The sequence below is a fragment of the Gordonibacter pamelaeae genome (genome assembly GCF_003340385.1).
In the GTDB taxonomy this organism is placed as follows: Bacteria; Actinomycetota; Coriobacteriia; order Coriobacteriales; family Eggerthellaceae; genus Gordonibacter; species Gordonibacter pamelaeae.
In genome coordinates, this window is sequence record NZ_PPTS01000003.1 from 229022 (window position 1) to 254009 (window position 24988).

Here is a 24988-nt window from a genome sequence, read left to right on the forward strand (position 1 = left end):
ACAGAACCATGTGCTTCAGACCAGCAGTGAGCGGGATGGGCCCCGTCAAGTGCCCGAAATGCGGCGCGGAGGTCGATCCGAAGCTCGACGAGTGCCCGAGCTGCGGCGCGAAGGCCGCCCCGGCGCCCGGCGTCCCCGCCGCGCCGGCGGCCCCCGGCGCGCCCACGCCGCCTGCGGCCCCGAAGCCGCCGAGCGCCCCGCCGGCCCCGGGGGCGTAGGCGACGCGGCCGCCCCTCGAACGCAGGGCGCCCCCGATGCGGGGGCGCCCTGGCACTTGCGACCCGCCCCCGCATTCCGGGGGCGGGTCGCGCTACGCCTGGCTAGCCTGCCACGCTGTAGGCCCAGAGGCCGGTGCTCGACGGCAGGATCTCGTCGAAGCCCCAGTGCCTGTCCGTGCGGTCGACGCTCGCGGGGTCGTTCACGACGAGCCGTCCGTGCTCGTCGATGTCCGTCAGCACGATGTAGGCGGTGCCGTTGCCGAACGCGCTGGACTGCACGGCGCAGACCACCGGGAAGCCCGAGTTGATCTGCCGCCTGACGGCCGGCTCGCTGGCCTCGACGGGGCGCGCCGTCAGGCCGAGCCCGGCCGCGCCGTCGGTGAGCAGCGCCGTGGCGTCGGCCTGGTCGGCGTAGCCGTCGCGCTGCGCGGCCGAGGCCACCTCCACGGGCCCCACGGAGGCGTCGCCCGTGAGGTCGATGCGCACCATGGCCAGGGCGAGCGGTGCGGCGCCGGACGTGCCGATGGTGCCGGAGCTGTAGGGGCGGTCGGCCCACTGGGGGTCCACCTGGTACAGCTGCGGCACGGTTCCCTGCTGCCACGTCGATGGCGCCGCGCTGAGCGTGGCCTTCGTCGTTGCGGCGGGCTCGTCGGTCAGGATGGCGTTGTCGACGATGCCGGTGAAGCCGTTCGCAACGCCAATCCCCACGAAGGCCGCACCCACGGCGATGACCGCCATGAGCATGACCGCCGCTAGGATGCGCATGGGCTCGATGTCGGTGATCAGGGGTTTTGCATCGACCCGCGCACCATGGGCCTGCGGAGGGCACACGGTCTCGCAGGCGCGGTAGGACACGACGCGCCGCTCGTTCTCGCGTGGCGCCGACGAGTAGCGCACGCCCTGCGCGCAGTCCGGCAGGGTGTGCCGCTCGGATGCGTACGGGTCGACGCGGCCGCCGGTGCTCGCCTGCTCGGCGACGAAGTAGGGCAGTCCACGGTACGGCATGCCGCGCCTCCTTTCAAAGGGTTCTCGGGCTTGCGGGGCCGGCGCGGCTCTCCCGCGCCCGGCACCCGGGGGTTTCTATGGGTGCGAAGAGGGAGTTTAGGCCGTACGTGCGCCTTGCCGTCTATGATCGGGGCATTCGTTTCCCGCGCATGGCCGATCAGTCAGCGAACCGACACGTGGGCGGCGCCTGCGCGCGGCTTTCCCCGCCGCCCGCGCCGTCCGCTGATCTTTTCCCCGCCGCCTGCGCAAACACGTCGCGTGCATAGTACAATGCACCCATGACCAACCACCCGGCCCGCGTGCGCCGCGGCGCGCCCGCCGCCCGCAACGTGCTCGGCCGGGGAACCGAGGAGAGAGAAGGAGCGCGCATGGCCAGGGTGTACAACTTTTCAGCAGGTCCCGCCGTCTTGCCGGAGGAGGTGCTGGCCGAGGCAGCGTCCGAGATGCTCGACTACCGCGGCTCGGGCATGTCCGTCATGGAGATGAGCCATCGCTCCAAGCCGTTCGGCGAGATCATCGAGAACGCCGAGGCCGACCTGCGCGAGCTCGTGGGCATTCCCGACAACTACCGTGTGCTGTTCCTGCAGGGCGGCGCGTCGCAGCAGTTCGCCGCCGTGCCAATGAACCTCATGAAGAACCGCGTGGCCGACTATATCGTCACCGGCGCCTGGGCGAAGAAGGCCTTCAAGGAAGCCAAGATCTTCGGCGACGCCCGCGCCATCGCCAGCAGCGAGGACGAGACGTTCTCCTACATCCCCGACTGCTCCGACCTGGACGTGTCGCCCGATGCCGACTATGTGTACATCTGCGAGAACAACACCATCTACGGCACGAAGTTCCACACGCTGCCGAACACCAAGGGCAAGGACCTCGTGGCCGACGTGTCGTCGTGCTTCCTGTCCGAGCCGGTGGACATCACCCGCTACGGCGTCATGTACGGCGGCGCGCAGAAGAACATCGGCCCGGCCGGCGTGGTCATCTCCATCATCCGCGAGGACCTTATCACGGACGACGTGCTGGAGGGCACGCCCACCATGCTGAAGTGGAAGACGCAGGCCGACGCGAACTCGCTCTACAACACGCCGCCCGCCTACGGCATCTACATCTGCGGCAAGGTGTTCAAGTGGCTGAAAGACCAGGGCGGCCTCGAGGCCATGCAGCAGCGCAACCAGGAGAAGGCCGCGCTGCTCTACGACTTCCTCGATGCGAGCAAGCTCTTCCGCGGCACCGTGCGCAAGGAGGACCGCTCGCTCATGAACGTCCCGTTCGTCGCCGGCGACGCCGACCTCGACGCGGCGTTCGTGGCCGAGGCCAAGGCCGCCGGCCTGGAGAACCTGAAAGGCCACCGCAGCGTCGGCGGCATGCGCGCCAGCATCTACAACGCCATGCCCCGCGCCGGCGTCGAGGCCCTCGTGGCCTTCATGGACAAGTTCGAGCAGGCGCATAAGTAGCACCGCCGACGGGGTGGAGCGCATGCGGATTGATTCCGTGCTCCACCCTCGTTTGCCGGGCCCAGCACGCTGCCGCCTGCCCGCACGCAGCCAGTCTGTAGCACGCCGCCAGCTTGCACGCCGCTTGCTCTCGCGGGCTTGTTTCGTGCACGGGAAAGCGCGTTTTGCGGCAGATTTTGCAAGCTATTCGTCGTTGCGGAGGCGGTCCTGCGCGCTTGCGGGAAGTGTCGAGCGTTTGAACAGGGAAGATGCGTAAAACTGACTCGGATCCGATACGCTGTCGGCAGACGGTCGGGCTTCTGCGACGAATAACTTGCAAAACCTGCCGCAAACGATGGGTTCTGCCGCGCACGAGTCCCCGTGCGCCACGATGCTTGCCGCCTCGGCGACTTCGGCATCGAAAGCGGTGGGTGGGGCCGGTATCGGCAGGCTTCCGATTCCCGACCCCTTTCGTGTGAATTTCCTGCGGGGATCCTTCGAGCGTCAAAGTTTTTCTTGCGCGGCGGGGATCGAGGGGTATACTAACGCCCAACAACCTCATAGATCGAAATGCGATGACGAGGACCAGTAGGGACGAATCCATCTTCAGAGAGCCGGCGGTACGCTGCGAGCCGGCGGTGGACGGTCCGAACGCCCCCTCCGAGCAGTTCGGCATGAACGTTTCGCGCGCGGACGGACGACCTCCGGTTCGGCGCGCGGGGCAAGTAGGGCTGGACCGGCGACAACCGTTACTTGTCTAAGCGTGCAGCGCGGCATCGGGCCGCGGCGCATTCTTTCTCCTAACCGTGGTCCTGGTGCAGCGTCTTGCCTGCAGCGGGATTTTTTTATGGGCAGAGGGCCGCATCCGCGCGCGCCGCAGGCGCGAGGCGGGGACGGCGCGCATGGGAGGAAGGACTGGCATGCAACGAAGAAGCTCGGCCGTCACCGAGGGCGTGGCGCGTGCGCCGCACCGCAGCCTGCTCAAGGCCGACGGCATCACCGACGAGGAGCTTGAGCGGCCGCTCGTCGCCGTCTTCAACTCGCGCAACGACATCATCCCCGGCCACAACAACCTCGACAAGATCGCCGAGGCCGTGAAGGCCGGCATCTACCTGGCCGGCGGCGTGCCGTTCGAGATCGGCACCATCGGCGTGTGCGACGGCATCGCCATGAACCACGACGGCATGCACTACTCGCTCGTGTCGCGCGAGGTCATCGCCGACTCGCTGGAATGCGCGGTGCAGGGCCACGCCTTCGACGCGCTCGTGTGCATCCCGAACTGCGACAAGATCGTGCCGGGCATGCTGCTGGGCGCGCTGCGCGTGAACATCCCCACGGTGTTCGTGTCGGGCGGCCCGATGCTCGCCGGCAAGCAGCCGGGAGGGTGCGGCCCCACCACCGACCTCAACACGCTGTTCGACGGCGCGGCCCAGGTCATGAACGGCACGATGACCGAGGACGAGCTCAAGTACTACGAGGATACGGCGTGCCCCACCTGCGGCAGCTGCTCGGGGATGTTCACGGCGAACTCTATGAACTGCCTGTGCGAGGCGCTCGGCATCGCGCTTCCCGGCAACGGCACGATTCCCGCGGTGTACTCCGAGCGCATCCGCCTGGCGAAGCACGCCGGCATGAAGGTGATGGAGCTTCTGGAGCAGGGCGTCTGCGCGCGCGATATCGTGAGCGCGGCCGCCGTCCATAACGCCATGGAATGCGACATGGCCTTCGGCGGCTCCACGAACACGGTGCTGCACCTCACGGCCATCGCGCGCGAGGCGGGCTGCCCCATCACGATGGACGACTGGGACGCGGCGAGCGCGCGCACGCCGCACCTCGTGAAGCTCGCGCCCTCCGGCCCGCGCCCGCTCTCCGACCTCTACGAGGTGGGCGGCGTGCCCGTGGTCATGGCGGAGCTCGACCGCTTGGGCCTCATCGACCGCGACGCCGTCACCTGCATGGGCCCGATGGGAGAGTACCTCGACTATATGCACGCGGCCTGCACCGGCGCGGACGGCGAGGTGGTGCGCCCGCACGACGACCCGTTCTCGGCGCAGGGCGCGCTCAGGGTGCTGCACGGCAACATCGCGCCCGACGGTGCCATCGTGAAGAAGTCGGCCGTCGACCCGTCCATGCTGACGCACACCGGCCCCGCGCGCGTGTTCGACTCCGAGGAGGCGGCCTGCGCCGCCATCAACGCCGGCGAGATCAGGCCCGGCGACGTGGTGGTCATCCGCTACGAGGGGCCCAAGGGCGGCCCGGGCATGCGCGAGATGCTGACGCCCACGTCCTCCATCGTGGGGATGGGCCTGTCCACCAGCGTCGCGCTCATCACCGACGGGCGCTTCTCGGGCGCGACGAAGGGCCCGGCCGTGGGGCATGTGAGCCCCGAAGCCGCGGCGGGCGGCCCCATCGCGCTCATCGAGGAGGGCGATCCGGTGACGGTGGACATCGAAGGCGGCGCGCTCACGCTGGGCGTGGACGACGCCGAGTTGGAACGCCGTCGCGCCGCCTGGCAGCCGCCGGCGCCGAAACACGACCACGGCGTGCTCGCGAAGTACGCGAAGCTCGTCTCTTCCGCAGACAAGGGGGCGTATGTGTCATGACGAACGCACGCAGGAAACCAGGCTGCGCCGAGGCTGCGGCGCCCGAGGGCCGCGAGCAGCAAGCGCCGCGTCCCGGCGCGACGGCCGCCGCTAAGGGCGCGCCGCGCGGCCTCGGCAGCCGCACGGAGAAGCAGGGCAGCACCATGACGGGCGCGCAGGCGGTTGTCGCCTCGCTCGAGGCCGAGGGCGTGGGCCTCGTGTTCGGCTACCCGGGCGGCCAGGCCATCAAGATTTACGACGCGCTCTTCGACTCCACGCAGATCAAGCACGTGCTCTCGCGCCACGAGCAGGGCGCGGTGCACGAGGCCGACGGCTACGCGCGCGCCACGGGCAACGTGGGCGTGGCCATCGTCACGAGCGGCCCGGGCGCCACGAACACCGTCACCGGCATCGCGACGGCCTACATGGACAGCGTGCCGCTCGTGGTCATCACCGGCCAGGTGCCGCGCGGCGTCATCGGCACCGACTCGTTCCAGGAGTCCGACATCGTGGGCATCACCATGCCGGTGGTGAAACATAGCTACCTGCTGCAATCCACCGACGAGCTTACGGCTACGTTCCGCGAGGCGTTCCACATCGCCAAGACCGGCCGCCCCGGCCCCGTGCTCATCGACGTGCCGAGCGACCTGGCCAGCGAGGAGCTGGTGTTCGAGTACCCCGACGAGGTGAACCTGCCCTCCTACAAGCCCACCTACCGCGGCAACGCCAAGCAGGTGAAGCAGGCGGTGGCCCGCATCCGCCGCGCCGAGCGCCCCGTGCTCTACGTGGGCGGCGGCGTGGTGTCCTCCGGCGCGTCCGACGAGCTGCGCGCGCTGGCCGAGCTCATGCAGATACCGGTGGTCACCACGCTCATGGGCAAGGGCGCTTTCCCCGCGTCGCACGAGCTCAACCTGGGGCCCGTGGGGATGCACGGCTCGAAGTACGCGAACCTCGCCATGACCGAGAGCGACCTCATCATCGCGGCGGGCGCGCGCTTCTCCGACCGCGTCACGGGCCGGCTCGACGAGTTCGCGCCGAAGGCCGAGGTCATCCACATCGACATCGACCCCGCCGAGATCGGCAAGGTGCGCGAGGCGCAGATCCCCATCGTGGGCGACTTGAAGGGCGTGCTCGGAGGTATCGTGGCCCAGCTCTCCAAGGAGGGCGCGAGCCCCGAGACGGCGGCGTGGGTGGCCCAGATCGCCGAGTGGCGCCGCCGCCACCCGTTCTACCACCCGAACGTGGGCGACGCGCCCGGCGAGATCGTGCCCGAGGTGGTCATGGAGAAGCTCTCCGACGCGCTCGACCCCGAGCACAGCATCGTCGTGACCGAGGTGGGGCAGCACCAGATGTGGGCCGCCCAGCACATCGCGCGCGAATGCCCGCGCTCGTTCATCTCGTCGGGCGGCCTCGGCACCATGGGCTTCGGCTTCCCGGCGTCCATCGGGGCGGCCATCGGGTGCCCGGACAAGACGGTGGTGTGCGTGGCCGGCGACGGGTCGTTCCAGATGAACAGCCAGGAGATGGCTACGGCGGGCATCCACCGCGTGCCGGTGAAGGTGCTCGTGATGGACAACCGGTGCCTCGGCATGGTGCACCAGTGGCAGCACCTGTTCTACGGCGAACGGTACTCCTCGACGCTCCTCGACGCCAACCCCGATTTCGTGAAGCTGGCCGACGCGTACGGCTGGCAGGCCGCGCGCGTGGAGAGCCCCGACGCGCTGGACGCCGCGCTGGCCGCCATGCTGGCCGCCGAGGGGCCCTACCTGCTGGACGTGGCCATCTCGCGCGACCAGAACGTGTTCCCCATGGTGGCTCCGGGCCGCGCGCTCGACGACGTGATAGGCGCCATCGACGTGGCCGTGGGGGCCGTGCGCACGGACGTGCCCGAGGCGGAGGCCGCCCCGGGCGGGAAGGGGGGCATCCGATGAGGCACATCCTGTCCGTCCTCGTGGAGAACAAGCCGGGCGTCCTGTCGCGCGTGACGGGGCTCATCTCGCGGCGCGGCTTCAACATCGAGTCGCTGTCGGTGGGCCCCACCGAGGACCCCACCATGTCGCGCGTCACGGCCATCGTGAAGGCCGACGAGGTGGCCTACGAGCAGATCACCAAGCAGCTGCACAAGCTGATCAGCGTGCACAAGATCAACGACCTCACCGACGAGGGCGCCATCGAGCGTGAGCTCGTGCTGTTCAAGGTGAACGCCACGCCCGAGCGCCGAAGCGAGATCATCGAGATTGCGAACGTCTTCCGCGCGAAGATCGTCGACGTGGGGAAGAGCTCGCTCACCATCGAGGCCACCGGCGACGAGAGCAAGCTCAAGGGCATGGAGGACCTCTTCCGCGCCTACGGCATCAAGGAGATCACCCGCACCGGCAAGATAGCGATGTCACGCAACAGCAAAGACGTTTAAAACCAGCCAACAGAAAGGAAACCAACACCATGGCTGTCACGATCTACCACGAGAACGACGCGAACCCCGAGCTCATCCAGGGCAAGAAGGTAGCCATCATCGGCTACGGGAGCCAGGGCCACGCCCATGCGCTCAACCTCAAGGACTCGGGCGCCGACGTGCGCGTGGGCCTGCGCGAGGGCTCGAAGTCGCGCGAGGCCGCCGAGGAGGCCGGCCTCAAGGTCATGGGCGTGGCCGAGGCCGCCGAGGAAGCCGACCTCATCATGATCCTCACGCCCGACGAGACCCAGGCCGCCACCTACGAGGCCGAGATCGCGCCGCATCTCGCGCCCGGCGACACCCTCGCGTTCGCGCACGGCTTCAACATCCACTACGGCTACATCACCCCGCCCGCCGACGTGGACGTGGTCATGATCGCGCCGAAGGGTCCCGGCCACATGGTGCGCCGCGTGTTCACCGAAGGGGCGGGCGTGCCCTGCCTCATCTGCGTGCACCAGGATGCGTCGGGCCAGGCCAAGGACGTGGCGCTGTCCTACGCTTGGGGCATCGGCGGCGCGCGCGCCGGCGTCATCGAGACCACGTTCAAGAACGAGACGGAGACGGACCTCTTCGGCGAGCAGGCCGTGCTCTGCGGCGGCGTGACCGCGCTCATCAACGCCGGCTTCGAGACGCTCGTCGAGGCGGGCTACCCGCCCGAGATGGCCTACTTCGAGTGCTTCCACGAGATGAAGCTCATCGTTGACCTCATGTACGAGGGCGGCATGGCCAAGATGCGCAACTCCATCTCCAACACCGCCGAGTACGGCGACTACTACGCCGGCCCCCAGGTGATCACCGACGAGGCCCGGGCCGCGATGCGCCAGGTGCTCGCGCGCATCCAGGACGGCAGCTTCGCCCGCGAGTTCATGGAGGATTCGGCGAACGGCCAGAAGTGGCTGCTCGAGCAGCGCGCCGAGCACGCCGAGGCCCCCATCGAGCAGGTGGGCGAGGGCATCCGCTCCATGTTCAGCTTCGCTCGCCGCTAGGAAGGCCGCACGGCGCCGCGCAGCTGCCGGGCCGCGCGGCGCCGGCACCCGTGCGCTCCGGACGGCTTTTCGCATTTCGTCGAGAATTTTCCGCCCGAACCGGCGCGGCGGGCGGTTTCGCCTTATCATGGGGCAGCCGCCCGGACGCGTCCCAACAAATTCCCGCGCGGCGCAAGCGAAACATACCAGGAAGACTCTTGCAGAGGTGGTAGTTCTATGACGAAGAAAGTGCTGGTTGCCGAAAGGCTGGCCGACGCCGGCCTCGCGGTGCTCCGCGACAAGGGCTACGAGGTGGATGTCAAGCTGAAGATGCCCCCCGAGGAGCTGATCGCGACCATCCCGGCTTACGATGCCCTCATCGTGCGGTCGGCCACGAAGGTGACGCGCGAGGTCATCGAGGCGGGGAAGAACCTGCGCATCATCGGCCGGGCCGGCGTTGGCGTGGACAACGTGGACGTGGAGGCCGCCACCGAGCGCGGCGTCATCGTGTGCAACGCTCCCACGTCGAACATCGTGAGCGCCGCCGAGCACACCATGGCCCTCATGCTGGCCTGCGCCCGCAACGTCGCCCAGGCCAACGCCTCCATGCACGAGGGCCTGTGGGAGCGGACGAAGTTCACCGGCGTGGAGCTCTACGAGAAGACGCTCGCCATCTTCGGCCTGGGCCGCATCGGCGGCCTCGTGGCCGAGCGCGCCCGCGCCTTCGGCATGAGGCTCGTGGGCTACGACCCGTACTGCAGCCCCGAGCGCGCCGAACAGCTGGGCGTGACGCTCTACGACGACGTGGACGCCATCGTGCCGCTCGCGGACTTCATCACCGTGCACCTGCCGAAGACCAAGCAGACCATCGGCATGTTCGGGCCCGACCAGTACGCGCGCATGAAGGACGGCGTGATCCTGGTGAACGCCGCGCGCGGCGGCATCTACAACGTGGACTCGCTTGCCGACTTCCTGGCTGCCGGCAAGATAGGCGCCGTGGGGCTTGACGTGTGGGAGAACGAGCCGTGCACGGAAAGCCCGCTGCACGAGTTCCCCAACGCCATCCTCACCCCTCACCTGGGCGCGTCCACGAAGGAGGCCCAGCTGCGCGCCGGCGTGCAGACGGCCGAGTACGTGGCCGCGGGTCTGGCGGGCTCCATCGTGCCCACCGCCGTGAACATGGCGCCGGTGCCGCCCGAGGTCATGGACGCGGTGGGGCCGTACGTGCCCGCCTGCCAGATGATGGGCAGCATGCTTGCCCAGATACACGGCGAGGTGCCGCAGTACCTGAAGCTCACGGCGGCCGGCGCGCTCGCCGATGCCGACCCGTCCATCCTCGTGGCCGGCACGGTGAAGGGGCTCCTGTCCTACCAGGGCCGCGCCACGGTCACGCCCGTGAACGCAGATGCGGTGGCCCAGCGCCACGGCATCAAGGTGGAGACGCAGGCGCGCCCGGACGCCGACGGCTACGCCTCCACGGTGGCCGTCATGGCCGACGGCACCGAGGTGGCCTGCACCCGCGGCGACGCCGCGCAGACCGCGCGCCTCGTGTCGCTTCTGGGCTACAAGATAGACATCGCGCCGGGACGCCAGTCGCTCATCTTCGAGTATGTGGACGCCCCGGGCCGCATGGGCACCATCGGCACCATCCTGGGCGAGGCGGGCATCAACATCACCACCATGCAGATCGGCGCGAAGCCGGCCGACCGCTGCGCGCTCGTCTACATGAACGTGGAGGGCGAGGTGGAGGACGCCGTGCTGTCCCGCCTGCGCGCCGAGATCCCCGAGCTGAAGAACCTCTGGTACGTGAAGCTGTAGCGATCCCTCGCCACGGTAGGGGCGAGTGCGGCCCGGCGCTCATGGAGACGGCCCGGCAAGCGACAGTGCTTGCCGGGCCGTCTCGCGTGCAGAGGGCGCAGGGCCGATGATCGTCGCTGCGCATTCCGGCAGCTCGGCGCCGTGCATTCCGGCGATCGCGCGACGACGCCCGCCCGCATCGCCCTGTTTCTTCGGATACGGTAATGGAATCGAAGAAAATTTTCGATATATTACCGTAGCGAACGATGGGGGTTCCGAAATCCCCTTCCAAGGTGAGATAATCGCCCAAATCAGCGCGAAAAGCCGGAAATCGGGCGTCAGACGGGAGGTTTCGGACGCGAAATCCCGAGGTTCGGTAATATATCGGGAAAAATTTCCGAATCCATTACCGTAGCTCGATCTCTTACCCCATCTTGCGGGGCCGTATGCCTGCCAGCAAGGCATTGCCCGAACCTGGACCCGTCGGCAATCGCGCAACGGGAGCTCCCAGGGCCGGCCAACCAGCGCCAGGATGCGCATGTTTTTCGTTGGCGGCGAATCCGGGCGTCCCTTGCCGACGGTTTTGCTATGATTGTCAAATCATTTTTAATTCGCAAGCCGCATCCGCCAACCGGGAGCTGCGGCGCGCATGAGACGGAAAGGACGCACGCACATGACGCGCAAGATCGACATCTTCGACACCACGCTGCGCGACGGCGAGCAATCGCCGGGCGCTTCCATGAACACCGAGGAGAAACTGGTGGTCGCGCGTCAGCTCCTTCGCCTGAACGTGGACGTCATCGAGGCGGGCTTCCCCATCTCGAGCCCCGGCGACTTCGAGAGCGTGCGCCGCATCGCCGAGCTGGCGGGCGACCAGGCGGTCGTCTGCGGCCTCACGCGCGCGGTGGAGAAGGACATCGACGCGGCGGCCGACGCGCTCAAGTACGCCAAGCGCCCCCGCATCCACACGGGCCTCGGCGTGAGCCCGAGCCACCTGCGCGACAAGCTGCGCATCACCGAGGACGAGTGCGTCGAGCGCGCCGTGAAGTGCGTGAAGTACGCCAAGAAGTACGTCGAGGACGTGCAGTTCTACGCCGAGGACGCCGGCAGAAGCGACTACGACTTCCTCGTGCGCGTGATCCAGGCCGCCGTGGATGCGGGCGCCACCGTGGTGAACATCCCCGACACCACGGGCTACTCGCTGCCCGAGGAGTTCGGCCGCCGCATCAAGTACCTGGTGGAGGGCGTGCGCGGCATCGAGAACGTGAAGATCGCCGTGCACTGCCACAACGACCTCGGCATGGCCACGGCGCTTGCCATGGCCGGCGTGAAGAACGGTGCGCGCCAGGTGGAGTGCACCATCAACGGCCTGGGCGAGCGCGCGGGCAACACGGCCATGGAGGAAGTGGTCATGGCCATCCGCATGCACGAGGACGAGCTGGACGCGCACACCGACATCAACACGCGCGAGTTCTGCAAGGCGAGCCGCCTCGTTTCGTCCATCACGGGCATGAACGTGCAGGCCAACAAGGCCATCGTGGGCGCGAACGCCTTCGCGCACTCCTCCGGCATCCACCAGGACGGCGTGCTGAAGAAGCGCGACACCTACGAGATCATCGACCCGGCCGACGTGGGCGCGGGCGCAAGCCAGATCGTGCTCACGGCGCGCAGCGGCCACGCGGCGCTCAAGCACCGCCTGGAGGAGCTCGGCTACGAGCTTGAGGGCGAGGCGCTCGACCAGGTGTACGAGGCCTTCCTCAACCTGGCCGACAAGAAGAAGGAAGTCTACGACGAGGACCTCGAGAGCCTGATCAATGAGCGCGACCGCAACGAGAACGCCCTCTACACGCTGGAGGCGGTGCAGGTGTCCACGGGCTTCCCGCTCACGCCCACGGCCACCCTCACGCTCAAGGACGTCGAGGGCGTCGAGCGCACGGTGTGCGAGTACGGCACGGGCCCGATCGACGCGGTGTACAAGGCCGTGAACAAGATCATCGAGGTGGACAACGACCTCGCTGAGTTCTCGGTGCAGTCCGTCACCCGCGGCATCGACGCGCTCGGCGAGGTCACGGTGCGCGTGACGGCGGAGGACGGCGGCATCTACACCGGCCGCGGCGCCGACGGCGACATCATCGTCTCGTCCACGAAGGCGTACCTGAACGCGCTCAACCGCCTGTTGAGCGACAAGCGGGCAGGGCGCGCGTAGGCGGCCGGGAGGTCGTCGGAAGGGCCGGGCGAACCGGCCGGCGCGTCGGAAAAGCGGCGCATGCAGGGAAGGACGGCAGCGATGCCGTCCTTTCTTATGTCGAAACCCGATCGAAACAGGGGCTCTACACGGCGGAAACATTGGGCGCGTACCCTAGAGGCAGCGCAGAGACGAAGGGCCGGCACTCCCGGGGAAAGGCGCGGCGCTTTCGGCGGACCTCCATTGCCCGCGCCTTTCTCCGGGGATGCAGCCCTCGTCTCGCGTGAAAACCGATAGGACGATCATACGAGAGACGAGGGCCCTTCGATGAGGCAAAAGGCGGCACTGCGCGAGGGCGACGTGCGCATTCCCTCCGGATGCGCCATCGCCGGCATCATGGATAGGAGCGGCGCGCGCCATGACGGAAGCGACATCCTTAAGTCCATCGCGCTCATGCACGACCGCAGCAACGGCCTGGGCGGCGGGTTCGCGGCCTACGGCATCTACCCCGAGTTTGCCGAGCTGTACGCATTCCACATCATGTACGAGGGCAAGGACGCGCGCGACCGCACGGAGGCGTACCTTGACGAGCATTTCGCAAGCGAGAAGCAGGAGCGCATCCCCGTCGAGCCGACGCGGGGCATCCAGGATCCGCCGGACATCTGGCGTTACTTCCTCGCGCCGCATCCGGTGAGGCTCGCCATGAGCGGCCTCGACGAGGCCGAGTACACCATGCAGCACGTCTTCCGCATCAACGCGGACATCCCCGGCGCGTTCGTGGCGTCGTCCGGCAAGAACATGGGTGCGTTCAAGGGCGTCGGCTATCCCGAGGACATCGGCGCGTTCTACCGCATCGAGGACTACCGGGCGTGGCTGTGGACGGCGCACGGGCGCTTTCCTACGAACACGCCCGGATGGTGGGGCGGCGCGCATCCGTTCACGCTGCTGAACTGGTCCATCGTGCACAACGGCGAGATATCCAGCTACGACGCGAACCGCCGCTACGTCGAGCAGTTCGGCTACGAGTGCGCGCTCAAGACCGACACCGAGGTCATCACCTACCTGTTCGACCTGCTGGCGCGCCGCCACGGCCTCTCGCAGCGGATGGCCGCGCACATCATGTGCGCGAGCGCGTGGGACGAGATCGACAAGATGGACCCGGACGAGGCCGCGTTCGAGACGGCGCTGCGCTGCGTGTACGCGAGCGCGCTGGTGAACGGCCCCATGTCGGTGATCCTCGGATCGGACGAGGGGCTGCTCGCGCTCAACGACCGCCTGAAGCTGCGCGCCCTCATGGCCGGCGAGAAGGGCAGCATGGTGTACCTGGCCTCGGAGCAGGCGGCCATCGAGGTGGTGTGCCCCGACGTGGAGAACGTCCGCTCCCTCGAGGGCGGCGAGCCCTTCGTCGTCCGGCTTGAGAAGGAGGCCTGAGGCATGCTCGATTACCTGCTACCCCGCTACAAGGTGCTGCGCGACGCCGAACTGTGCGTCCAGTGCGGCGCGTGCGAGCGCTCGTGCGCCAACGAGGTGCACAAGGTCGACGAGGAGCTCGGCCGCGTCACCGCCGACCACCGCGCGTGCGTGAACTGCCAGCGCTGCGTGATCATGTGCCCTGTCGGCGCGCTGGCCATCGCGCAGTGGCCGCAGGTTGGCAACGGCTCGAACAACTGGACGCTCGCCGCCATGCAGGACGTCGCCAAGCAGGCGCAGACCGGCGCGGTGCTGCTGTCCTCGATGGGCAACCCGCAGCCCTACCCGATCTACTGGGACCGCTTGCTGCTGAACGCGAGCCAGGTGACGAACCCCTCCATCGACCCCTTGCGCGAGCCCATGGAGACGCGCGTGCTGCTGGGCAGCCGGCCCGATGTTCTCGAGGTGGACGAGCGGGCCCGCACGGTGACGACGAAGATGCCGCCGCAGATAAAGCTGGACGTGCCCCTCATGTTCTCGGCCATGAGCTTCGGCTCCATCTCGCTCAACGCTCAGAAGGCGCTCGCCATGGCGGCCGAGGAGCTGGGCACGTGCTTCAACACCGGCGAGGGCGGCCTGCACAAGGACCTCGAGCGCTACGGGGGGCACGCCGTGGTGCAGGTGGCCAGCGGCCGCTTCGGCGTGGACGCGCATTACCTGAACGCCGGCGCCATGATCGAGATCAAGATAGGCCAGGGCGCCAAGCCCGGCATCGGCGGGCACCTGCCTGGCGAGAAGATCGGCGAGGAGGTGTCGCGGACCCGCATGATCCCGCGCGGCACCGACGCCATCTCGCCCGCGCCTCACCACGACATCTACTCCATCGAGGACCTGCGCCAGCTCGTGTTCTCCCTCAAGGAGGCCACGCGCTACGCCAAGCCCGTGGCCGTGAAGATCGCCGCCGTGCACAACGTCGCGGCCATCGCCAGCGGCGCGGCGCGCGCCGGAGCGGACGTCGTCGTGGTCGACGGCTTCCGCGGCGGCACGGGGGCGGCCCCCGCGCGCATCCGCGACAACGTGGGCATTCCCCTCGAGCTCGCGCTGGCCTCCGTGGACAAGCGCCTGCACGACGAGGGCATCCGCTCGAGGGTGAGCCTCGTGGCGGGCGGGTCCGTCCGCAACTCGGCGGACGTGGTGCGCGCGGTGGCGCTGGGGGCCGACGCCGTGTACTGCGCGAGCGCCGCGCTCATCGCGATGGGGTGCCACCAGTGCCAGGACTGCGCGAGCGGACGGTGCAACTGGGGCATCGCCACGCAGCGCCCGGAGCTGACCAAGCGCCTCAACCCCGAGGTGGCGGCCGAGCGCGTGGTCAACCTCGTGCGCGCATGGAACCATGAGATCCAGGAGATGATGGGCGGCATGGGCATCAACGCCATCGACAGCCTGCGGGGCAACCGCCTCATGCTGCGCGGGATCGGGCTCACCGAGAAAGAGCTCGAGATCCTCGGCGTGAAGCACGCGGGAGAGTGAGGGGGACGATGATGGGGAAGAGGGTTTCCGTGACGCTCGGCACCGAGCATTTCACCGAGGCGAACGAGACGGTGCGCGACGCTTTGCTGCGCGCCGACACGGTGGTGGTGCGCGAGGCGTTCGCCCAGCGCTACCTGGGCTGCGCGATGCCGACGGGCAAGACGCTCGAGATCCACGGCGTGCCCGGCAACGACCTGGCGTGCTATTTGGACGGCGGCCGCATCGAGGTGTTCGGCAACGCTCAGGACCAGGTGGGCAACACCATGGACGGCGGCTGCATCGTGGTGCATGGGCGCTGCGGCGACGCGGCGGGCTACGGTATGCGCGGCGGGCAGATCTTCGTGCGCGACGGTTGCGGCTGGCGCGTGGGCATCCATATGAAGCAGTTCGAGGACAAGCGCCCCGCCATCGTCATCGGCGGCGACGCAGGCAGCTTCCTCGGCGAGTACCTGGCGGGCGGCGTCATCGTGCTCTTGGGCAAGCCGGGGCGCCACCTGGCCACCGGCATGCACGGCGGCGTGATCTACCTCAAGCACCGCATCGCCGATGACGAGGTGTCGGAGGGCCTGGTGCAGGAACCGGTGGACGAAGCCGACCGCGCCCTCATCCGCAGCCTGCTCGAACGCTACAACGGCTTCTTCGCCGCCGACCTCGGCGCGCCCGTCGACGCCACCGGCGAGGGCTTCTTCCGCCTGCGCCCCGCCACCGCCCGCCCCTACGCCAGCATGTACGCCAACTGATAAGACCCCTTCGTCATCCCGTGGGAAGCGGCGAAGGGCGAAGCCGAAGAATCCCGTGAGGCGCCAGCCGCGAGGTTTCCAGCCGCTGCACGGGATTCTTTGTGCTAAGGGGGAGGGACGGCGTCAGGCGGTTGCCTGCGTCGAGGGCTCTTCGCTTTCGGATCGTTCCAAGTCACAGTTTTGGCCGCTGTGAAGCCTTGCTGCGACACCCGACGGCGAACCGCTCTGCGTCACCTGGCCGAACGACTTGTCCCGGTCGCTGCTCAGGCGCTCAGACGGCCCGCAGAGCGCAAAAAGGCTTCACAGCGGCCAAAACTGTGACTTCGAGCCCGGCCTTTTGCGAAACTGCCCTCCGTTGGAAAGGGAATCGGCAAGGGGACTGCCAAGAGAACCGTCTTTGACGCGTCCTGCTGAGAGAACGTCCCTTCATCATCCTGCTCCGTCTATGTGATGGCATTTCCTCATCCTCGTCGGGAGACGGCAGCGCTGACGAATCCCAAGAACAGCGGGTGGGGGCGGGTGGGGCGGCTCTTGAACTCGGGGTGGCCCTGGCTGGCCACGAACCAGGGATGATCCGCCAGCTCCACCATCTCGACGAGCCGGCCGTCGGGAGACACGCCCGACACCGTGAGCCCCGCCTCCTGCAGCGCGTCGCGGAACGCGTTGTTCACCTCGTAGCGGTGGCGATGCCGCTCGTAGACCACCTCTTCGCCGTAGGCCTCGAAGGCCCGCGTCCCCGGCAGCACGCGGCAGGGGTACGCGCCCAGGCGCATGGTGCCGCCCTTGTCCTCCACGTCCTCCTGCTCGGGCATGAGGTCGATCACGGGATAGGCGGCTTCGGCGCCGAACTCGGCGGACGTCGCGTCCGGCATGCCGGCCACGTGGCGCGCGAACTCGCACACGGCGGCCTGGAGCCCCAGGCAGATGCCCAGAAACGGCACGCCGTTCTCGCGCGCGTAGCGAACGGCGGCAATCTTGCCCTCGAAGGCGCGCTCCCCGAAGCCGCCGGGCACGAGGATGCCGTCCGTGTCGGCCAGCGCCTCGGCCACGTTCCCCTCGTCGATCTCCTCGCCGTCCACCAAGCGCATGTCCACGTGGCGGCCGTGCGCCACGCCCGCATGGCCGAGCGCCTCCATCACGGACAGGTACGCGTCGGGCAGGCTCACGTACTTGCCCACCACGGCGATGCGCACCTCGCCCTCGCAAGCGTTCGCGGCCGCGACGAACGAGCGCAGCGGCCCGAGGTCGGCCTCGCGCGGCTCGAGCCCCAACCGGGCGAGCACCAGCTCGTCGAAGCGCTGGTCGTGCAGCACGAGCGGCACCTCGTAGATGGACGGCGCGTCCACGCAGGCCAGCACTTCCTCCGGTCGCACGTCGCAGAACAGCGCGATCTTCTCGCGCACGGGGTCGGTCACCTCGTGGTCGCTGCGGCACACGATGAAGTCGGGCTGCACGCCCAGCGACCGCAGCTCCTTCACCGAGTGCTGCGTGGGCTTCGTCTTCGCCTCGTGGGCGGCGGTGATGTAGGGCACTAGCGTCACGTGCGCGAACAGCACGTCGCCGGCGGGGTGCTCCTTCTTGAACTGGCGCGCGGCCTCGATGAAGGGCAGCGACTCGATGTCGCCGATGGTGCCGCCTATCTCGGAGATGACGATGTCGGCGCCCGACTGCTCGGCGATGCGGCGCAGGCGCTCCTTGATGGCCTCGGTGACGTGCGGGATCACCTGCACCGTGCCGCCCAGGAAGTCGCCGCGCCGCTCACGCGCGATGAGCGAGCGGTAGATGGAGCCCTGCGTGAAGTTGGACTCGCGCGAGAGGTTCTCGTCGATGAAGCGCTCGTAATGCCCGAGGTCCAGGTCGCCCTCGTGGCCGTCCTCGGTCACGAACACCTCGCCGTGCTGGAAGGGGCTCATGGTGCCGGGGTCCACGTTGAGGTAGGGGTCCATCTTCTGCATGGTCACGCGGTAGCCGCGCGCCTTCAGCAGGTGTCCGAGCGATGCCGCGGTGATGCCCTTGCCGAGCGACGAAACGACGCCGCCGGTCACGAAAATGTGCTTTGCCATAGCTCTCCTCACGTTCAAAGGCGTCCTCCAAACGTCTTTCGATTGTAGGCGACGCCGCCGCCCGCCGCCTGCCGCGCCCCATGATTTCACCTGCTTGAAACACAGGCGCCCTTTGCGCCCGTCGGCGCGCGGCTCGATGTAACACGAGTTTACCGAGTGGAAAACTGCTCGAAACACGAGGCCGGTAGCGTGAGGGGGGAAGTGAGAACAGGATGGGCCGGCGAACGGCGACCGGCGCCGACGAGTAAGGAGCGCGCGACATGGCGAAGGTTTCGGAGATCTACGGCTCGATGGTGTTCAACGAGCACACGATGCAGGAGCGGCTTCCGTCCGCCACCTACAAGAGCCTGCGCAAGACCATCGAGGAAGGCCAGCCGCTCGACAGAGAGGTGGCGAACGTCGTGGCGCACGCCATGAAGGAGTGGGCCATCGAGAAGGGGGCGACCCACTTCACGCACTGGTTCCAGCCGCTCTCGGGCATCACGTCGGAGAAGCACGACAGCTTCATCGACCCCTGCCCCGACGGCCGCGCCATCATGAGCTTCTCGGGCAAGGAGCTGATCCAGGGCGAGCCCGACGCGTCGTCGTTCCCCTCGGGCGGCCTGCGCGCCACCTTCGAGGCCCGCGGCTACACGGCGTGGGACCCCACCAGCTTCGCCTTCATCAAGGACGAGGTGCTGTGCATCCCCACCGCGTTCTGCAGCTACACCGGCGAGGCGCTCGACAAGAAGACGCCGCTTTTGCGCTCCATGAGCGCCATCGACGAGCAGGCCAAGCGCGTGCTGGCGCTGTTCGGTGAGGCCCCGGCCCGGGTGACCACCACCGTGGGGTCGGAGCAGGAGTACTTCCTCATCTCCGAGAAGGACTACGCCAAGCGCCAAGACCTCATCATGTGCGGCCGCACCCTGTTCGGCTACCCGCCGTGCAAGGGCCAGGAGCTGGAGGAGCACTACTTCGGCGCCATCCGCCCGTCGGTGAACGAGTTCATGAAGGAGCTCGACGACGAGCTGTGGAAGATCGGCGTGTCCGCCAAGACCAAGCACAACGAGGTGGCCCCCGCCCAGCACGAGCTGGCGCCCATCTTCACCAACAGCAACCGCGCCATCGACGAGAACCTGCTCACGATGGAGAAGATGCGCCTGCTGGCATCGCATCACGGCCTGGTGTGCCTGCAGCACGAGAAGCCCTTCGAGGGCATCAACGGCTCGGGCAAGCACAACAACTGGTCCATCTCGGCCGGCAAGACCAACCTGCTCGACCCGGGCGAGACGCCCATGGACAACCTGCGCTTCCTCGTGTTCCTCACGGGCGTCATCCAGGCGGTCGACGACTACCAGGAGCTGCTGCGCATGTCGGTGGCCTCGGCCGGCAACGACCACCGCTTGGGCGCGAACGAGGCCCCGCCGGCCATCATCTCCATCTTCCTGGGAGACGAGCTGGGGGCCATCGTGGACGCGCTCATCGACGGCCACGCCTACACCTCGGCCGACAAGGTTGCCATGGACCTGGGCGTGGCCGTGCTGCCGAACTTCCTGAAGGACAACACCGACCGCAACCGCACCTCACCGTTCGCGTTCACGGGCAACAAGTTCGAGTTCCGCATGCCGGGCTCCGCCGTGAACCTGTCCGACTGCAACATGATCCTCAACACCGCGATGGCGAAGAGCCTCAAGGGCTTCGCCGACGCGATGGAGGGGAAGGCAGGGGAGGAGTTCGAGGCGGCCGCCATCGCGTACGTCAAGGAAACCCTGGTCGAGCACCAGCGCATCATCTTCAACGGCAACGGCTACTCCGACGAGTGGCCGGCCGAGGCGGAGCGCCGGGGCCTGGCCAACCACCGCACCACCGCCGACGCGCTGCCGTGCCTCGTGGCGCCCGAGAGCGTCGCGCTGTTCGAGGAGTTCGGCGTGCTCTCCGAGCCCGAGGTGCGCAGCCGCTACGAGGTGAAGCTGGAGAAGTACAACAAGCTCGTCAACATCGAGGCGCGCACGATGAAGCGCATGGTGCGCCGCGCCTACCTGCCCGCCATCAACGCCTACGCCGCCAAGGTGGCCGGCCATATCACTGCGGTGAAGGCCGCGAGCGCCGGAGCCGACACGGGCCAGCAGGAGAGGCTGCTGGAGAAGCTGCTGGCCGGCGTGCGCGAGATCGACGCGCAGCTGCAGGTGCTCGACGCCGCCCACCACGCCAACATCGAGATGGCCGATCAGCAACGGCGCGCGAACGACAACGCGCACCATATCCTGCCCATCATGGACAAGCTGCGCGTCGCCGTGGACGCCGTCGAGGTGGTCGTCGACCGCGACCACTGGCCGGTGCCCACCTACAACGATATGCTCTTCTACGTATAACGTTCCGGCGGCTTGCCAGCCGCCGGAACTGCTCGACGCTGCGAAAGGCCCTGGAACCCGATCTTGCCCCTCTTTCGCTTGCCTTCGCGTACCGAAGTACGCTCAGCCGCGAAATGGGGCAATCTCGGGCACCAGGGCCTTTCTCGCTGACTTACTACGCCAACCTGGGCGAATGAAGTAAAAAGAAACCGGATGCCCCACGTGGCACCCGGTTTCTTCTTTGATCCGACAGCTTGCGGCGGTGCCCCCTTACGCCATGGCCTCCTTGATGCGGCGCGCGGCTTCCAGCAGGCGGTCGTCGGGAGTGGTGAGCGAGATGCGGATGTAGCCCTCGCCGTCCGGGCCGTAGCCGCTGCCCGGCGTCACGATGACGTGCGCCTGCTCCAAAAGCTTCGTGGCGAACGACGCGCTCGTCTCGCCGGCCGGCACCTTCGCCCACACGTAGATGGTGGCCTTCGGAGTGTTGCATTCCAGGCCGATGGCGCGCAGGGCCTCCACCACCACGTCGCGCCGGTGTTGGTAGAGCGCGCAGAGGTCGGCCACGCACTGCTGGTCGCCGGAGAGCGCCGCGATGGCCGCGTCCTGGACGGCCGTGAACTGGCCGGAGTCCAGGTTGTTCTTCACCGTGCCGAGCGCCCCCACCGCCTCAGGGTTGCCGCAGGCGAAGGCGATGCGCCAGCCGGTCATGTTGTAGGACTTCGACAGGCTGAAGAACTCGATGCAGCACTCCTTGGCATGCGGCCGCTCCAGGATGGAGGGCGCGCGGTAGCCGTCGAAGCAGATGTCGCAGTAGGCGTTGTCGTGCGCGAGCAGCAGGTCGTGCTCGAGGCAGAACGCGATGGCGGCGTCGAAGTACGCTTCGGCGGCGCAGGCGCCGGTGGGGTTGTTGGGGTAGCCCAGGAACATGATCTTCGCCGCGTCCAGCACGTCGGCGGGCACCTGCGAGAAGTCGGCCAGGAAGCCGTCCTCCTCGCGCATGGGCATGAAGTAGGTGTTCGCGTTCTGCATCAGGGCCCCGCCGGAGTACACCGGGTAGCCGATGGACGGCGCGAGCACCCAGTCGCCCGGGTCCAGATAAGCCGTGTGCAGGTGCGCGATGCCCTCCTTGCTGCCGATGAGCGCGAGCACCTCGGTGGCGGGGTCCACCTCCACGCCGAAGCGGCTGCGCATCCAGTCGGCGCACGCCGTGCGGTACGCGCGCGAGCCGGCGTAGTCGGGGTAGCGGTGGTTCGCGGGGTTGCGGATGGCCTCGGCCATGGCGTCGACGATGTGCGGCGGCGTGGGCGTGTCCGGGTCGCCGATGCCGAGCGAGATGACGTCGACGCCCTGCGCCTCGAGCGCGTCGCGCTTGGCGTCTATCTGGGCGAACAGGTACGGGGGCATGCGGTTCAGGAATGCGGCGGTTCTCATGGGCCCTTCTTCCTCTCTGTTGTCACACGTTCACGGTGCCCGCGAAGCTTTCGGCGGCGGGCCCCGTCATCATCACATGGCCGTCGTCGGCCCAGGCAACGTGCAGCGTCCCGCCGCGCAGCAGCACGTCGGTCTCGCGGCCCGCGCGGCCGGTGAGGCAGGCGGCCACGGCCGTCGCGCACGCGCCCGTCCCGCAGGCCAGCGTCTCGCCGCAGCCGCGCTCGAACACGCGCATCGCGATGCCATGCGGGCCCACGACGGCGAACTCCACGTTGGTCTTCTCGGGGAAGGCGGGATGCGACTCGAAGAACGCCCCGACCGCGTCCACGTCAAACTCGTCGAGGCCGGTCCCGTCCAGGAAGCACACCGCGTGCGGGTTGCCCATGGACACGCAGCAGAACGCGAACGCGCCCCACGGCGAATCCAGCTCGAGCGCGCCTGCGTACGGATCGCCGAAGGGGGCGGTCGCGTCGGGCTCGGCGCTCACCGGCACCTGCGCCGGGTCGAGCACGGGGCGTCCCATGTCCACGGTCGCGCGCGTCATCTTCCCCGTGCCGTCCACCGTAAACGTGATGGGCCGGGGCCCGGCCAGCGTGTCGGCTGTCAGCCTTCGGTCCTCTGCGGGCACATACCCCCGATCGACCAGGAACTTCGCGAAGCAGCGCACCCCGTTGCCGCACATCTGCGCGAGCGTGCCGTCGGCGTTGACGTAGTGCATGTAGGCCGCGCATTCGGGACGCGCGGACGGCCGCACCACGATCACGCCGTCGGCGCCGATGCCGAAATGGCGGTCGCAGAGGCGTTCCACCTCCCCGGACGCGAGCTCGACGTCCCGCGCGAGCCCGTCGATCATGACGAAGTCGTTCCCCAGGCCGTGCATCTTGACGAACTCGAGCCCCTGCCGCATGCGCGCTCCTTCCGATCCCGGGCCGTTCCCGCCATGGTAGCCCCGGATCGCCGCGTACGCGCCTGGATTTAACGCGATGTTTACGCTGCCCCGCATATCGGCGATTCTGCATGCTCCGCCTGCCAGCCATCCGGTTCCGCCTGCCCGCCCCTGTTTCCCGGCTTTTCGCCCAGATATGCTACCTGATCGGCAGCGTTTCCCGACCGTTGACGGCTTTCCACAAAACGCCGACTGACACGCGTGCGGGCAGCACGCTATGCTGGGCTCGGCGATCCTTCGAGATCGCCCGGTTGGGAAGGGCGGCGCGACGCCGCCGGACGAAAGGATGCGCGCAATGGAGAACCCCGCACAGAAATCCTACCAGCTCTACATCGACGGCCAGTGGGTCGACGCGTCGGACGGGGGCACGCTCGACGTGTTCTGCCCGGCCAACGGCGAGCAGCTGTCCACCATCGCCGACGCCACCAAAGAAGACGTCGACCGCGCGGTCGATGCGGCGTGGAAGGCGTTCGAGACCTGGGGCAAGACCGACAAGGCCGAACGCGCCATCATCCTGAACAAGGTTGCCGACATCATCGAGGCCAACGCCGAGAAGCTGGCGCTGCTCGAGTCGCTCGACAACGGCAAGCCCATCCGCGAGACGCGCGCCATCGACGTGGCGTACTCCGTCGACCACTTCCGCTACTTCGCCGGCGTGCTTCTGGCCGACACGGGCGAGGCCGATATGCTGCCCGGCAACATGATGTCGCTCGTGCTGCACGAGCCCATCGGCGTGGTGGGGCAGATCGTGCCGTGGAACTTCCCGTTCCTCATGGCCGCCTGGAAGCTGGCCCCGGTGCTGGCCGCCGGCGACTGCACCGTGTTCAAGCCCTCGTCCACCACCTCGCTCACAGTGCTGGAGCTGGCCAAGCTCACCCAGGACGTCATCCCGGCCGGCGTGTTCAACGTGGTCACGGGCCGCGGCAGCAAGTCGGGCCAGTACATCCTCGACAACCCCAAGATCAGCAAGCTCGCGTTCACCGGATCGACCGAGGTGGGCCGCGACGTGGCCCGCGCGGCGGCCGAGCGCCTCATCCCGGCTACGCTGGAGCTGGGCGGCAAGTCCGCGAACATCATCTTCCCCGACTGCAAGTGGGACATGATGCTGGACGGCATCCAGCTGGGCATATTGTTCAACCAGGGCCAGGTGTGCTGCGCCGGCAGCCGCATCTTCGTGCACGAGGACATCTACGACAAGTTCGTCGAGGACGCCTGCCGCGCGTTCGGCAACGTGAAGATCGGCATGCCGTGGGAGGACGACACCCAGATGGGCAGCCAGATCGACCAAGGCCAGATGAACAAGATCCTCGAGTACGTGGAGATCGCCAAGCAGGAGGGCGGCCGCGTCCTCTGCGGCGGCGAGCGCGCCACCGAGGGCGACCTGGCCCGCGGCGCGTTCCTCAAGCCGACGCTCATCGAGGTGCCGAGCAACTCGTGCCGCGTGGCGCAGGAGGAGATCTTCGGGCCCGTGGCCGTGGTCATCAAGTTCAAGGACGAGCAGGAGGTCATCGATATGGCCAACGACTCGGTCTACGGCCTGGGCGGCGCCGTGTGGACCCGCGACATCAACCGCGCGTTCCGCGTGGCGCAAGGCGTGCGCACCGGCCGCATGTGGGTGAACACCTACAACCAGATCCCCTCGGGCGCGCCGTTCGGCGGCTACAAGGAGTCCGGCATCGGCCGCGAGACGCACAAGATCATGCTCGAGCACTACACCCAGACGAAGAACATCATGATCAACCTCGGCGAGGAGCCGAGCGGCTTCTATCCCGAGAAGTAGCGGCGGACTGACAACTCGGATTGGCGAAGCGGGCGGCAGCGATGCCGCTCGCTTTTTCTTTTCTCCCCTTCCACTCCGCGCGGCGACGCGAGCCCCCCCTCGCAGGTCCTCTTGCCAGCGCGGC

At 68.1% G+C, this 24988-nt stretch carries 17 protein-coding genes; 13 read left to right on the plus strand and 4 right to left on the minus strand.

Annotated elements, in window-relative coordinates; translation table 11 throughout:
• Positions 1–8 precede the first annotated feature (8 nt).
• Positions 9–218, plus strand: a complete 210-nt coding sequence (locus C1877_RS06075; protein WP_147274518.1) for a hypothetical protein — start codon at positions 9–11, stop codon at positions 216–218.
• Positions 219–320: 102 nt separating this feature from the next.
• Here the strand turns inward: C1877_RS06075 and C1877_RS06080 are convergent, their stop codons facing one another.
• Positions 321–1223 carry a cysteine peptidase family C39 domain-containing protein gene (locus C1877_RS06080; RefSeq protein WP_114568678.1) on the minus strand — a complete coding sequence of 301 codons (903 nt, stop codon included), beginning with the start codon at positions 1221–1223 and terminating at the stop codon, positions 321–323.
• 368 nt (positions 1224–1591) lie between these two features.
• Between C1877_RS06080 and serC the strand changes: the two genes are divergently transcribed.
• The 10 genes from serC to C1877_RS06130 all read left to right on the plus strand — a co-directional run bounded on the left by serC (position 1592) and on the right by C1877_RS06130 (position 16314).
• On the plus strand, positions 1592–2674 hold the full coding sequence (serC, locus tag C1877_RS06085) for a 3-phosphoserine/phosphohydroxythreonine transaminase (protein WP_041238723.1): 1083 nt from the start codon (positions 1592–1594) through the stop codon (positions 2672–2674).
• 899 nt (positions 2675–3573) lie between these two features.
• Positions 3574–5256 carry a dihydroxy-acid dehydratase gene (gene ilvD / locus C1877_RS06090; protein WP_114568679.1) on the plus strand — a complete coding sequence of 561 codons (1683 nt, stop codon included), beginning with the start codon at positions 3574–3576 and terminating at the stop codon, positions 5254–5256.
• Positions 5253–7166 carry a biosynthetic-type acetolactate synthase large subunit gene (gene ilvB / locus C1877_RS06095; RefSeq protein ID WP_114568680.1) on the plus strand — a complete coding sequence of 638 codons (1914 nt, stop codon included), beginning with the start codon at positions 5253–5255 and terminating at the stop codon, positions 7164–7166. The genes ilvD and ilvB overlap by 4 nt, the downstream gene beginning before the upstream one ends.
• On the plus strand, positions 7163–7648 hold the full coding sequence (ilvN, locus tag C1877_RS06100; RefSeq protein ID WP_015538691.1) for an acetolactate synthase small subunit: 486 nt from the start codon (positions 7163–7165) through the stop codon (positions 7646–7648). The genes ilvB and ilvN overlap by 4 nt, the downstream gene beginning before the upstream one ends.
• Positions 7649–7677: 29 nt before the next feature.
• Positions 7678–8673, plus strand: a complete 996-nt coding sequence (gene ilvC, locus C1877_RS06105) for a ketol-acid reductoisomerase (RefSeq protein ID WP_114568681.1) — start codon at positions 7678–7680, stop codon at positions 8671–8673.
• A 216-nt stretch (positions 8674–8889) separates the two neighbouring features.
• Positions 8890–10470 (plus strand): phosphoglycerate dehydrogenase, encoded by a 1581-nt coding sequence (serA, locus tag C1877_RS06110; RefSeq protein WP_114568682.1) that lies wholly within the window; start codon positions 8890–8892, stop codon positions 10468–10470.
• A gap of 652 nt (positions 10471–11122) precedes the next feature.
• Positions 11123–12655: a 2-isopropylmalate synthase gene (locus C1877_RS06115; protein ID WP_114568683.1), complete on the plus strand. Its 1533-nt coding sequence runs from the start codon at positions 11123–11125 to the stop codon at positions 12653–12655.
• 306 nt (positions 12656–12961) lie between these two features.
• Positions 12962–14065 (plus strand): class II glutamine amidotransferase, encoded by a 1104-nt coding sequence (locus C1877_RS06120; RefSeq protein ID WP_015538689.1) that lies wholly within the window; start codon positions 12962–12964, stop codon positions 14063–14065.
• Positions 14066–14068: 3 nt separating this feature from the next.
• On the plus strand, positions 14069–15574 hold the full coding sequence (locus C1877_RS06125; RefSeq protein ID WP_114568684.1) for a glutamate synthase-related protein: 1506 nt from the start codon (positions 14069–14071) through the stop codon (positions 15572–15574).
• Between the two features lie 11 nt (positions 15575–15585).
• Positions 15586–16314 (plus strand): GltB/FmdC/FwdC-like GXGXG domain-containing protein, encoded by a 729-nt coding sequence (locus C1877_RS06130; protein ID WP_173014825.1) that lies wholly within the window; start codon positions 15586–15588, stop codon positions 16312–16314.
• A gap of 461 nt (positions 16315–16775) precedes the next feature.
• On the opposite strand, the gene C1877_RS06135 is transcribed toward C1877_RS06130, so the two are convergent.
• Entirely contained in the window at positions 16776–18377 is a 1602-nt protein-coding gene (locus C1877_RS06135) for a CTP synthase (protein WP_015538687.1), read from the minus strand.
• A 260-nt stretch (positions 18378–18637) separates the two neighbouring features.
• Here C1877_RS06135 and C1877_RS06140 point away from each other — a divergent pair, with 260 nt between their 5' ends.
• The gene (locus C1877_RS06140; RefSeq protein WP_015538686.1) at positions 18638–20728 is read left to right on the plus strand and encodes a glutamine synthetase III family protein; all 2091 of its coding nucleotides are present in this window, start codon (positions 18638–18640) and stop codon (positions 20726–20728) included.
• A 249-nt stretch (positions 20729–20977) separates the two neighbouring features.
• Here the strand turns inward: C1877_RS06140 and C1877_RS06145 are convergent, their stop codons facing one another.
• Positions 20978–22138, minus strand: coding sequence for an LL-diaminopimelate aminotransferase (locus C1877_RS06145; protein WP_015538685.1), 1161 nt, complete (start codon positions 22136–22138; stop codon positions 20978–20980).
• Positions 22139–22160: 22 nt separating this feature from the next.
• Entirely contained in the window at positions 22161–23045 is an 885-nt protein-coding gene (gene dapF, locus C1877_RS06150; protein WP_114568685.1) for a diaminopimelate epimerase, read from the minus strand.
• 334 nt (positions 23046–23379) lie between these two features.
• On the opposite strand from dapF, the gene C1877_RS06155 reads away from it, so the two are divergent.
• Complete coding sequence (locus C1877_RS06155) at positions 23380–24864, plus strand: aldehyde dehydrogenase family protein (protein ID WP_015538684.1); 1485 nt, start codon at positions 23380–23382, stop codon at positions 24862–24864.
• The last annotated feature ends 124 nt before the right edge of the window (positions 24865–24988 follow it).

Coding starts and splice junctions, on each gene's coding strand:
- C1877_RS06075 (WP_147274518.1), top strand. CDS start 9: ATGTGCTTCAGACCAGCAGTGAGCGGGATGGGCCCCGTCAAGTGCCCG.
- C1877_RS06125 (WP_114568684.1), top strand. CDS start 14,069: ATGCTCGATTACCTGCTACCCCGCTACAAGGTGCTGCGCGACGCCGAA.
- ilvN (WP_015538691.1), top strand. CDS start 7,163: ATGAGGCACATCCTGTCCGTCCTCGTGGAGAACAAGCCGGGCGTCCTG.
- dapF (WP_114568685.1), bottom strand. CDS start 23,045: ATGCGGCAGGGGCTCGAGTTCGTCAAGATGCACGGCCTGGGGAACGAC.
- ilvB (WP_114568680.1), top strand. CDS start 5,253: ATGACGAACGCACGCAGGAAACCAGGCTGCGCCGAGGCTGCGGCGCCC.
- ilvC (WP_114568681.1), top strand. CDS start 7,678: ATGGCTGTCACGATCTACCACGAGAACGACGCGAACCCCGAGCTCATC.
- C1877_RS06120 (WP_015538689.1), top strand. CDS start 12,962: ATGAGGCAAAAGGCGGCACTGCGCGAGGGCGACGTGCGCATTCCCTCC.
- C1877_RS06155 (WP_015538684.1), top strand. CDS start 23,380: ATGGAGAACCCCGCACAGAAATCCTACCAGCTCTACATCGACGGCCAG.
- C1877_RS06140 (WP_015538686.1), top strand. CDS start 18,638: ATGGCGAAGGTTTCGGAGATCTACGGCTCGATGGTGTTCAACGAGCAC.
- serC (WP_041238723.1), top strand. CDS start 1,592: ATGGCCAGGGTGTACAACTTTTCAGCAGGTCCCGCCGTCTTGCCGGAG.
- C1877_RS06080 (WP_114568678.1), bottom strand. CDS start 1,223: ATGCCGTACCGTGGACTGCCCTACTTCGTCGCCGAGCAGGCGAGCACC.
- C1877_RS06115 (WP_114568683.1), top strand. CDS start 11,123: ATGACGCGCAAGATCGACATCTTCGACACCACGCTGCGCGACGGCGAG.
- C1877_RS06135 (WP_015538687.1), bottom strand. CDS start 18,377: ATGGCAAAGCACATTTTCGTGACCGGCGGCGTCGTTTCGTCGCTCGGC.
- C1877_RS06145 (WP_015538685.1), bottom strand. CDS start 22,138: ATGAGAACCGCCGCATTCCTGAACCGCATGCCCCCGTACCTGTTCGCC.
- C1877_RS06130 (WP_173014825.1), top strand. CDS start 15,586: ATGGGGAAGAGGGTTTCCGTGACGCTCGGCACCGAGCATTTCACCGAG.
- ilvD (WP_114568679.1), top strand. CDS start 3,574: ATGCAACGAAGAAGCTCGGCCGTCACCGAGGGCGTGGCGCGTGCGCCG.
- serA (WP_114568682.1), top strand. CDS start 8,890: ATGACGAAGAAAGTGCTGGTTGCCGAAAGGCTGGCCGACGCCGGCCTC.